Origin of the sequence: Microbulbifer sp. MCCC 1A16149, assembly GCF_050368945.1 — a bacterium.
GTDB lineage: Bacteria > Pseudomonadota > Gammaproteobacteria > Pseudomonadales > Cellvibrionaceae > Microbulbifer.
Map to the genome: position 1 here is coordinate 417134 of NZ_CP185959.1, position 11545 is coordinate 428678.

9 protein-coding genes are annotated in these 11545 nt (G+C 58.3%); all 9 read left to right on the top strand.

Annotation, left to right across the window (positions count from 1 at the left end; all coding sequences use genetic code 11):
* Positions 1-66 precede the first annotated feature (66 nt).
* The 9 genes from ACONT6_RS01800 to ACONT6_RS01840 all read left to right on the top strand — a co-directional run bounded on the left by ACONT6_RS01800 (position 67) and on the right by ACONT6_RS01840 (position 11481).
* Complete coding sequence (locus ACONT6_RS01800) at positions 67-1803, top strand: IlvD/Edd family dehydratase (RefSeq protein ID WP_181254257.1); 1737 nt, start codon at positions 67-69, stop codon at positions 1801-1803.
* Between the two features lie 190 nt (positions 1804-1993).
* Complete coding sequence (locus ACONT6_RS01805) at positions 1994-2755, top strand: SDR family NAD(P)-dependent oxidoreductase (RefSeq protein ID WP_428820178.1); 762 nt, start codon at positions 1994-1996, stop codon at positions 2753-2755.
* A gap of 143 nt (positions 2756-2898) precedes the next feature.
* Complete coding sequence (locus ACONT6_RS01810) at positions 2899-4491, top strand: aldehyde dehydrogenase (NADP(+)) (protein ID WP_428820179.1); 1593 nt, start codon at positions 2899-2901, stop codon at positions 4489-4491.
* On the top strand, positions 4481-5557 hold the full coding sequence (locus ACONT6_RS01815; protein WP_428820180.1) for an aldose epimerase family protein: 1077 nt from the start codon (positions 4481-4483) through the stop codon (positions 5555-5557). The genes ACONT6_RS01810 and ACONT6_RS01815 overlap by 11 nt, the downstream gene beginning before the upstream one ends.
* A gap of 449 nt (positions 5558-6006) precedes the next feature.
* Positions 6007-6954 carry an ABC transporter substrate-binding protein gene (locus ACONT6_RS01820; protein ID WP_428820181.1) on the top strand — a complete coding sequence of 316 codons (948 nt, stop codon included), beginning with the start codon at positions 6007-6009 and terminating at the stop codon, positions 6952-6954.
* Positions 6955-6986: 32 nt separating this feature from the next.
* Entirely contained in the window at positions 6987-8483 is a 1497-nt protein-coding gene (locus ACONT6_RS01825) for a sugar ABC transporter ATP-binding protein (RefSeq protein WP_428820182.1), read from the top strand.
* Position 8484: 1 nt separating this feature from the next.
* Positions 8485-9558 (top strand): ABC transporter permease, encoded by a 1074-nt coding sequence (locus ACONT6_RS01830; RefSeq protein WP_428820183.1) that lies wholly within the window; start codon positions 8485-8487, stop codon positions 9556-9558.
* Positions 9558-10535: a galactofuranose ABC transporter, permease protein YjfF gene (gene yjfF, locus ACONT6_RS01835; protein WP_428820184.1), complete on the top strand. Its 978-nt coding sequence runs from the start codon at positions 9558-9560 to the stop codon at positions 10533-10535. Before ACONT6_RS01830 ends, yjfF begins: the two co-directional genes overlap by 1 nt.
* A gap of 31 nt (positions 10536-10566) precedes the next feature.
* Complete coding sequence (locus ACONT6_RS01840) at positions 10567-11481, top strand: SMP-30/gluconolactonase/LRE family protein (protein WP_428820185.1); 915 nt, start codon at positions 10567-10569, stop codon at positions 11479-11481.
* The last annotated feature ends 64 nt before the right edge of the window (positions 11482-11545 follow it).

Consider the following 11545-nt stretch of genomic DNA (forward strand, 5'->3'; position numbering starts at 1 on the left):
TGTCCCGAAAAATAAAAAGTCATACAATAATAGTTATGAGAGAATAAATAGGTAGGTTGTATCAAAATGGCCAGTGATAAAAAGAAAACTGCTCTTCGGTCCGCCAATTGGTTCGGCACTCGCGATAAAAACGGCTTCATGTACCGCAGCTGGATGAAGAACCAGGGGATCCCCGAGCATCATTTCGAAGGCAAGCCGGTTATTGGTATCTGTAATACCTGGTCCGAATTGACCCCGTGTAACGCCCACTTCCGCAAGATTGCCGAGCACGTCAAGAAAGGCGTGATTGAGGCGGGCGGCGTACCTGTAGAATTTCCCGTATTTTCCAACGGTGAGTCCAATCTGCGTCCCACCGCGATGTTCACCCGCAACCTCGCAGCGATGGATACCGAAGAGGCCATCCGCGGCAACCCACTCGACGCCGTTGTGCTGCTGGTAGGCTGCGACAAAACTACTCCGGCCCTGCTGATGGGCGCCGCCAGCTGTAACCTGCCCACCATCGTGGTTACCGGTGGCCCGATGCTGAACGGCAAACACAAAGGTAAAGATGTTGGTTCCGGCACCCTCGTGTGGCAAGCCCACGAGGAGTACAAGGCCGGCAATATCTCCCTGCACGAATTCCTCAGTGCGGAGGCAAGCATGTCCCGCTCTGCCGGTACCTGTAACACCATGGGTACCGCTTCCACCATGGCGTGTATGGCGGAGTCCCTGGGTACCAGCCTGCCGCACAATGCTGCGATCCCGGCAGTGGATTCCCGCCGCTACGTGCTGGCGCACCTGTCCGGTATGCGCATCGTCGATATGGTGCACGAAGACCTGACCCTGTCCAAGGTGCTGACCAAAGAAGCCTTTATCAATGCGATCCGCACCAATGCGGCGATCGGTGGCTCCACCAATGCAGTTATTCACCTCAAGGCCATCGCCGGCCGTATGGGAGTGGACCTGGACCTGGACGACTGGAAAGAAGGGCGTGAAGTTCCCACCCTGGTCAACCTGCAGCCGTCCGGCAAATACCTGATGGAAGAGTTCTACTATGCCGGTGGCCTGCCCGCGGTATTGCGCCGCCTGGGTGAATCCGGTGCGCTGAATAAAGACTGCCTCACCGTTAACGGTAAGAGCATCGGCGAGAACGTCGAAGACGCGCCATGCTACGACGATGATGTGATCCGTCCGCTGGACAACCCGCTGGTGGAAAACGGTGGCATTTGCGTGCTGCGCGGCAACCTGGCTCCGCGCGGTGCGGTGCTTAAACCGTCCGCCGCCAGCCCCGAGCTGATGAACCACCGCGGCCGCGCTGTGGTGTTCGAAAACTTCGAGCACTACAAGTCCCGCGTGGTAGATCCGGATCTGGATATTGATGAAACCTGTGTGATGGTTCTCAAGAATTGTGGTCCAAAGGGTTACCCTGGGATGGCGGAAGTGGGCAACATGGGGCTGCCACCGAAAGTGCTCAAGAAAGGTATCAAGGACATGGTGCGTATTTCCGATGCGCGCATGAGCGGCACCGCGTTCGGTACCGTGGTGCTGCACACCGCACCGGAAGCGATGGAGTTCGGTCCGCTGGCCGCGGTTCAGGATGGCGACATGATTCACCTGGATGCGCACAACGGCGTACTGCACCTGGAAGTGTCCGATGAGGAAATCACAGCGCGGCTTGAGAAACTGAAGGCCAACCAGATTATCGCCAGCACCAGCGGTTACGAAGCCATGTACCGCAATCATGTGATGCAGGCGGACGAGGGTTGTGACTTTGATTTTCTGGTGGGCTGCCGTGGCGCGGAAGTGCCGCCGCATTCGCACTGATTCGCATCGATTTAATATCGGGCAGCAAGTTTTTTACAGGCGACTATCCGGTTTTGCACGTTTGACTCCCAAGCGCCCCTCGGGGCGCCTTTTTTCCGCAAAATTTTCCGGCTGACCTGTAGACTGGATTCCTGGCGGATCCATGCAATTCCCCGCAGAGGGTGAATGTAATAACGAATAAAGTGAGCGAATGATGACGCTGACCAATCAATATCCGAGCCTCAAGGGCAAAACAGTATTTATTTCCGGCGGTGGCTCCGGTATCGGCGCCAGCCTGGTGGAATCCTTTTTCCAGCAGGGGGCAAAGGTCGCCTTTGTCGATATCCAGGAAGACGTATCCAGCGCCCTGGTCGATCGCCTGGGGAGTGACGATGTGCGCTTCTATCCCTGTGACCTCACCGATGTGGCGCGTCTGCAGGCTGTGATCGCACAGGGGGCGGAAGATCTCGGCCCTATTTCCGTGCTGGTCAACAACGCCGCCAACGATACCCGCCACGATTTCCGTGAAGTAACGCCCGAGCAATGGGACAAGTGCCTGGCGGTCAATATGCGTCACCACTTCTTCGCCGCCCAGGCGGTGTACCCGTACATGAAACAACTGGGTGCCGGCTCCATTATTAACCTCGGTTCCATGAGCTGGCACGCGGGCCAGGGCGGTATGCCTGGCTACACCAGCTCCAAAGCCTCCATCGAAGGCCTGACCCGCGGTCTGGCCCGCGATATGGGGCCGGATCGCATCCGCGTGAACTGCCTGGTGCCCGGCTGGGTGATGACCGAGAAGCAGTTGAACGAGCGCGTGGATGAAGCGGCGCGCGAGGCCATCGACAAGGGCCAGAGCGTGAAAGATCCGCTGATGCCCGAGAGCATCAGTGCCATGGCGCTGTTCCTGGCATCCGACGACGCGGCAATGTGCACCTCGCAGAACTTTATCGTCGACGGCGGCTGGATCTGATCCACGATGGTAGGAGTCTGCCCTGCAGGCGAACCTTCCGGGCCTGGTGCCAGCGGTTTTTCGCCTGCAGGGCAGGCTCCTACAGAATGTTCAGCATAAAAGCAGCACGCCCGAAAATTTGAGAAAAATTCAGGAGAAATTGAATGACCATTTCCGGAAAGCAATTGATCGCAGGTAACTGGACCGACGGCCGCGCTGGGTCTTTTCACGGCGTAAACCCCGCCACCGGTGAGAACCTCGAGCCCGCCATTACCGCCGCCGATGAATTTCAGGTAACTGAAGCGGTCAATGCGGCGAGCGCCTGTGCCACCGAATTTGCCAACCTGGCCCCGGCCAAGCGCGCAGAATTCCTCAACGCCTGCGCCGACGAAATCATGAACCTGGGCGACGAACTGCTGGAGCGCGTATCCGCTGAGACCGGCTACCCGCTGGCGCGCGCCCAGGGCGAACGCGGCCGCACCTGCGGCCAGCTGCGCCTGTTCGCAGACTGGATCGTACAGGGCGAATATCTGGATGCGCGTATCGATACCGCCATGCCGGACCGCGAGCCGCTGCCGCGTCCGGACCTGCGTTCATTCAATCAGGCGCTGGGACCGGTCGCGGTCTTCGGCGCGAGCAATTTCCCGCTGGCGTTCTCCGTCGCTGGTGGGGACACCGCGGCGGCGTTTGCCGCCGGTTGTCCGGTGATTGTAAAGGGACATAACTCCCACCCCGGTACCAGCGAGCTGGTGGCCCAGGCCATCGACAAGGCTGTTAAAAGTACCGGCATGCCCGCCGGCGTATTCTCCCTGATTCTGGGCTCCGGCCGCCGTGTCGGCGCCGAGCTGGTGAAAGCGCCGGGCGTTAAAGCCGTGGGCTTTACCGGCTCCCTGCAGGGCGGCATGGCACTGTTCAACCTGGCCAATGCGCGTCCGGAGCCGATTCCGGTATTCGCGGAAATGGGCAGCATCAACCCGGTGGTTCTGTTGCCGGAAGCGCTGAAAGAAAAGGCCGAGACTATCGCCGAAGGTTTTGTCGGCTCCCTGACACTGGGCACCGGTCAGTTCTGTGTAAACCCCGGCCTGGTGCTGGCGGTTGAAGGTGAAGGCCTGGATCGTTTCATCAGCGCCACCTGTGAAGCGCTGTCGAAAGTCGGCGCCGGCGTTATGCTGAACGAAAATACCCTGGCCGGTTACCAGAGTGGCGTTGCCCGCCTGCGCGATCAGCAAGGTGTGGAGCAAGTTGGCTGCGGCGAGCCCGCTGGCGACGACGCCGGCTTTACCTGTCAGGCTGGCCTGTTGACTGTCGATGGCAAGAGCTTCCTGGCGAATAAAGAGCTGCAGGAAGAGGTCTTCGGCCCCATGTCCCTGGTAGTGAAGTGCCGCGACCACGCCGAGCTGCTGCAAGCGGTTTCTGCACTGCAGGGCCAACTGACCGGAACCTTGCAGTGCACCGAATCCGAGCTGGCAAATTACGGCGACCTGGTAGAAGTCTTGCGCCAGAAAGTGGGCCGTGTTGTGTGCAACAACTTCCCCACCGGTGTGGAAGTTTGCCACTCCATGATGCACGGCGGTCCTTTCCCGGCGGCTACCGACGCACGTTTTACCTCTGTAGGCACCATGTCCATCGCGCGTTTCGTACGTCCGATCTGCTTCCAGAATTACCCGGAAGCACTGCTGCCTGACGCTCTTAAAAACAGCAACCCGCTGAACATTGCGCGTCTCGTTAACGGTGAAAAGACCAGTGATGCAATCTGAATTGATCATGCCCAGCGGGATTGAAACATCCGAGCTGGCGGTCGGTGGACCAGAAGGCAGCGGCAGCCAGCCGCTGCAGCTGGTCACCCTGGAAAACAGTCGCGGCACCCGCGTTACCCTGTGTGATCTGGGTGCCAGCCTGTATGCAATTCACACCAAGGATCGCTACGGGCACAGTGACAATATTCTGCTGACCTACGCGGATCCCCAGCACTGGCTGGATAACGAGTACTACCTGGGCGTAACTGCCGGGCGCGTCGCCAACCGTATTGGCGGCGCCAGCTTCCAGCTGGGTGATAAGGTCTATCAGCTTCCGGCAAACGATGGTGCAAACCATCTGCATGGCGGTCCGCAGGGATTGCACACGAAGCGCTGGCAGATTGTGCAGAGCGAATCCAGTGCGCGCTTTCAATCGGTCACTTTCCGCTGTGTCAGTGAAGACGGCGATGCGGGGTATCCCGGTAACCTGGATATTGAACTGACGTACTGTCTGGACGAAGACGATGCGTTGACCCTGGAATACCGCGCGGTGACCGATGCGGATACACCGGTTGCGTTGACCAATCACTGTTACTGGAACCTGGCGGGTCGCGATGGAATTCTCGAGCACGAGCTGGAGATCTACGCGGACCAGCTGCTGCGCCTGAACGAACAGCTGATCCCGACCGGTGAGTTGCTCAAGGTTGCGGATACGCCGGTGGATTTCCGCAAGCGCAAGCAGATTGGCCGCGATATCGAGTGGTGGCCGGGTGGTTACGATAACTTCTGGGTTGTCGACGAGACCGCGGACAAGGCACTGAAGCCAATCGCATCTCTGGTGCATCCTGCCTCCGGGCGTTCGGTCAAAATTGTTTCCAGTGAGGCTGGCGTCCAGTTTTACAGCGGAAACTTCCTGGATGGCAGCCGCAATCGCGATGGCGGCTCCCCCATGAATCAGTATGCGGGGCTGTGTTTGGAAACCCACGGTTTCCCGGATGCGCCCAATCATAGCAATTTCCCTTCTGTAATTTTGAAGGAGGGTGAGCAGTACAGGCAGACAACGGTTTACCAGTTTTCTGCGGAATAATTTAACGAATCGTTCGCAGTGCAAAATTTACTGCGAAGGCTCTGCTCCGGGACAGGTTCCCAGGACTGTCGAAAAGAGGGACCTTTTCGACAAGCCCCCAGGGATGGGTTATCGGGGGGGCGCCTAGCCCGTGTCCTGGGAACCTGTCCCGGAGCAGAGCCGCCACTCAACTGGATTCGTGCCAGCAAATAGCTACGGGGTGCGTACTCTCAAAGTTGTGTGGCGCCCCCGCTACCGGTAAGCGGTTCACGAGACACGCCGTGAACCCATCCGTGGGGGCTCGGATGCGGCCATCCGGGCCGCATACGGTCTCGTGAACCGCTTCCCGGTATCGGGGGCTTCGCGTCGAAGTATTTAGTGTCCGTTCTGGAAATAACAACGGACCTTAAAAAGGGAGCAAAGCTCCCAACAATAAATATAAACAATCCAAAGTGATGAGGAGTCCGATAATGAAGATCTCTCGAATCCTGTCCGGCGCTTTTGCCCTGGCCCTGTGTGCCAGCCAAAGTGTTCTCGCAACAACCATTGGTTTCTCCCAGGTCGGCTCGGAAAGTGGCTGGCGTACCAGCTTTAGTGAGTCTGTCAAAGCCGAAGCCGAAAAACGCGGTATCAACCTCAAGTTTTCCGATGCGCAGCAAAAGCAGGAAAACCAGATCAAGGCCGTGCGCAGCTTTATCGCCCAGGGCGTCGACGCCATCATGATCGCACCGGTCGTGGAAACCGGATGGAAGCCTGTACTGCGTGAAGCCAAGCGCGCACGTATTCCTGTGGTCATTCTCGACCGCAACATTGACGTGAAAAACAAATCCCTCTTCCTTACCCGTATCGCCTCCGACTTTGTAGAAGAAGGTCGTCGCGCGGCGCAGTGGCTGATGGACGAGACCGAGGGCAACTGCAAAATCCTCGAGCTGCAGGGCACAGTCGGCGCGACAGCTGCCATCGATCGCATGAAAGGCTTCAATGAAGTCATCGCCAACTACCCCAATGCAGAAATCGTGCGCAGCCAGACCGGCGAATTTACCCGCACCAAGGGTAAAGAAGTCATGGAAGCCATGCTCAAGGCCGAGAACAGCGGCAAGGAAATCTGTGCGCTCTGGTCTCACAACGACGAAATGGCCATTGGTGCTATCCAGGCCATCAAGGAAGCCGGCCTGAAGCCCGGTGAGGACATGCTGGTGGTTTCCGTAGACGGTGTGCCGGACTACTTCAAGGCCATGGCCGACGGCGAAGCCAATGCAACCGTTGAACTCAATCCGCACCTGGGCGCACCGGCGTTTGACGTGATCGAAGCGTACCTGAAGGGCGACCGCAAGGTGGAGAAACTGATCACCACCACCGGTGACCTGTTCACTCAAGAAACTGCCGCCGAAGAATACGCCAAGCGCGCCGGCAGCTAAGTCGCGGTCAAGAGAATAAACGGGTTTGAGCCATGACGTTGTTAAGTCTGAGCAAAGTCGAAAAGCGCTATCCGGGTGTGAAGGCCCTGGACGGCGTCGACTTCCAGCTGCGCGAGGGCGAAGTCCACGCGCTGCTGGGTGAAAACGGAGCGGGCAAGTCCACCCTGGTAAAAGTCATGACCGGTGCGCTGGAAGGCGACGGCGGCAGTATGACCTACCTGGGTGAGCCGCTGAAACTGAAAAGCACCACCCACGCACAAACCGTGGGTATCAGTACCGTCTATCAGGAAGTGAATCTGCTGCCCAACCTTACCGTGGCGCAGAATCTTTACCTGGGCCGCGAGCCGAAAAAATTCGGGCTGATTGACTGGAAGCGAATCAATCGCGAGTCCAGGGACGTGCTGAAACGCTTCGACCTCTATATCGACGTGACTCGCCCCCTGTCCTCCTTTTCTGTTGCCGTGCAGCAGTTGATCGCCATTGCTCGCGGTGTGGATATGTCCGCGAAGGTGCTGGTGCTGGACGAGCCCACTGCGAGTCTTGATGCCGACGAGTGCGAGCAGCTGTTCGGCGTGATGCGTGAGCTGAAAGCCAAGGGTATCGGCATCGTGTTTATCACCCACTTCCTCGACCAGGTATACGCGGTTTGCGATCGCATTACGATTCTTCGCAACGGTCAGCTGGTTGGTGAATTCGAAGCGGCGAAGTTGCCGCGCAGTGAACTGGTCGGGCATATGCTCGGCAAGGAACTGCAGGCCGAAACCAAGGCGCAGGAAGGCGAAGCGCGGAATGAAAAAGTGCTGAGCGAAACCCTGCTGGAAATGGATGATGTGGCGGTGCGCGGCTCCCTGCATCCCACTTCGCTCACCGTGCGTCGCGGCGAAGCCGTGGGGCTGGCGGGGCTGCTGGGCTCCGGCCGCAGTGAGGTCTGCCGAGCGGTCTTCGGTGTGGATAAGAAGACCGACGGCACGCTCACGTTTAAAAACAGTGAACGAAACTTCCGGCAGCCGGCCGAGGCCATTGCCGAAGGGCTGGCGCTGTGTCCGGAAGATCGCAAGACCAGCGGTATCGTCGGGCCGCTGTCTATTCGCGAAAACATCGCGCTGGCGCTGCAGGCCCGTCGCGGCTGGTGGCGTCCCATGAGCCGCGCGGAGCAGCAACAACTGGCCGACAAGTTTATTGCCGAGCTGCAGATTGCCACGCCGGATGCGGAAAAGCCGATCGAGCAGTTGAGCGGCGGCAACCAGCAGAAAGTGATTCTCGCCCGCTGGCTGGCTACCAACCCGCAACTGCTGGTGCTGGATGAACCCACCCGCGGTGTGGATATCGGCGCGCACGCCGAAATCCTGAAGCTGATCAAAAAATTCTGCAGTGAAGGTATGTCCCTGCTGGTGACCTCCTCTGAACTGGATGAGCTGGTGGCTTTTTCCGATCGTGTCGCCGTGATGCGCGACCGCCGCAAGGTGGCGGAGATCGAAGGTGACGATATTACCGAAGGCAACATCATGCAGGCGATTGCGGAGGCGTAACGTGAGTAATCTTCAATCCGCTGCGGTAGGGCAGCCTGTCCCGGCAGAAAAAGCGAAAAAATTCCCCCAGATTTCCGGGCGTTACCTGTGGCCGCTGCTGGGCTTCTTCAGCCTGCTGGCGATCAATCTGGTCATGGCCCCGGAGTTTTTCCATATCGAAATCCAGGACGGCCGTCTTTACGGCAGCCTGATTGACGTGCTGAACCGCAGCGCCCCGGTGGCATTGCTGGCCATAGGCATGACCCTGGTGATTGCCACCGGCGGTATCGACCTGTCCGTGGGGGCCACCATGGCCATCGCCGGTGCGGTCTGCGCCAACCTGATCGTGGGCGGTGTGGATAACATTTTCCTGCTGATCGCCGCGGGCCTCGCTGCCGGCCTGGTGGCCGGGGCGGTCAACGGCGGGCTGGTAAGCTACATGGGCATTCAGCCGATTGTGGCGACGCTGATCCTGATGGTGGCGGGCCGCGGAATCGCGCAGCTGATCAACTCCGGACAGATCGTTACCTTCCAGAACGATGCGTTCGCGTTTCTCGGTACCGGTTCTTTCCTCGGCCTGCCGTTCCCCATCGTGCTTGTGCTGATCATGTTTGCGGTTGTGCAGCTGCTGATGCGCAAAACCGCGCTGGGCCTGTTTGTGGAAAGTGTCGGCTGTAACGCGGGTGCCAGCTATTACCTGGGGATCAACCAGCGTGCGGTGAAAATGATGGTCTACTGCATTGCCGGCGTTTGCGCGGCACTGGCGGGCATGATCGCCGCGGCGGATATCCAGGGTGCCGATGCCAACAACGCCGGTCTGTGGCTGGAGCTGGATGCCATTCTGGCGGTGGTCATCGGCGGTGCCTCGTTGATGGGTGGGCGTTTCTCCATACTGTTGTCGATCATCGGTGTGCTGGTAATCCAGTGCCTGAGCACCACCATCATCATGAGTGGCCTGCCGGCGAAATTTAACCTGCTGATCAAAGCGGTGGTGGTGATCTTTGTGCTGTTGTTGCAATCCCCACTGTTCCAGAAGCAGATGTCTGCCCTGTTTGCAGCGTTCAACAAGAAAGACAATGAAGGAGCGCAGGCGTGATGCATTCCTTGGCAAATTCCCGGTTCACCTCCCTGTATGTGACGAGCGCGCTGTTTGTGCTGCTATTCCTGGTAGGCGCATTGCAGTTTGACGGCTTTGGCAGCACCCGTGTGGTGGCCAATCTGTTCTCCGATAATGCCTTCCTGGTGATTACTGCAATTGGCATGACCTTTGTGATCATTTCCGGTGGTATCGATCTTTCCGTAGGCGCTGTGATTGCGCTGACCGGCGTGGTCTGTGGTTTGCTGATCGGTGAGATGCAGATGCACCCGCTGATCGTGTTCCCGCTGGTGCTGATCGGCGGTGGCCTGTTTGGTGCCTCCATGGGTGCCCTGATTCACTTCTACAAGCTGCAGCCGTTTATCGTCACCCTTGCGGGCATGTTTCTCGCCCGCGGTCTGGCAACCACACTGAGTGAAGAGTCGATTCCCATCGATCACCCGTTTTACGATGCGGTTGCCGATTTTGGTGTATTACTCCCTGGCGGTGCCTGGGTGGGCGCTTCCACGCTGATCCTGTTCGCGGTGCTGATCGGTGCAATCCTGCTGGCGCATTTCAGCCGTCTCGGTGGTTTTATCTATGCCCTCGGTGGCAGTGCCCAGTCCGCGCAGCTGATGGGGGTTCCGGTCGCCCGCACCACTATCAGTATTTACGCAATCAGTGGATTCCTGTCTGCGCTTGGTGGAATCGTCTACTCCTTCTATACATTCTCAGGATATTCTCTGGCAGCGGTGGGAATGGAACTGGATGCCATTGCAGCCGTGGTGATCGGTGGTACCCTGTTGACTGGCGGTTCTGGCTATGTGGTGGGCACCCTCATTGGTGTGCTGATCATGGGCGTCATCCAGACTTACATCTCCTTTGATGGCACCCTCAACAGCTGGTGGACCAAAATCGTGATCGGCCTGCTGCTGTTTGTGTTTATCGGTATGCAGCGATTGCTGACCCGGCGCCAGGCCAGCGCCACAGCACACTAATTAAGAAATACGATAATAAAAGAGGGCACTCATGCTCGAAGTACAGCGCATAGATGCAATCGAAGTGGGCAATACCCTTGGCGAGGGGGTGTTGTGGAACCACAAGGACCAGAGTGTCTGGTGGACTGATATCCACGAGTGCAAGCTATACCGGCTCACCTGGCCAGGGCGCGAACTGGAAGTGTTCGACACGCCTGAGCGACTGTGCGCATTTGGCTTTACCGATCGCGACGATTGTATTGTGGCCGCGTTTGAAACCGGCTTTGCGCTGTTTGATTACCGACGCGGCAAGGTCCTGTGGCAGAAAACCCTGCTGGAGAAAGGCTCAGGCCTGCGTTTTAACGATGGCAAGATCGATCGCCAGGGCCGCTTCTGGGCGGGTACCATGGCGGAAGACGGCCGCGAAGACGCCGCCGGTATCCTCTACTGTTTGGAACCCAACGGCGTGGTCAGTGAGCAGCAGAAGGATGTGTTCATCTCCAATGGTTGCTGCTGGGATGTGAACTCCAGCCACTTCTACTTTGCCGACTCCCCCCGTCGCAGTATCTACCGCTACAAATTCGACGCGCGCCGCGGAGATATCGGTGAACGTGAACTCTTCGCACGTACCATGTTCGGTATCTACCCGGACGGTGCCACCGTCGATGCCGACGGCTACCTGTGGTCCGCGCAATGGCGCGGCGCCCGGGTTCAGCGTTACGCACCGGATGGTAAACTCGCCGGTGCGGTGCCGGTGCCTGTCAGCCAGCCTACTTGCGTGACTTTCGGCGGCCCGAATATGGATATGATGTTTGTTACCACCGCCAAGGAATCCCTAAATGAGTGGACCCTGGATCGGGAGTGGCAGGCGGGTAACATGTTCGTATTCCAGACACCGTTCAAGGGCATAATGGGCTTCCGCTTCAGCACCACCCAGCTGCTGGACAAGATCGCAGAGCCGGCCTGAAAGTAATTGGCAATAGCTGGCTGTAGTTGCTTGTAGTTGGAAGGCACCATATTAAAAAAATCCC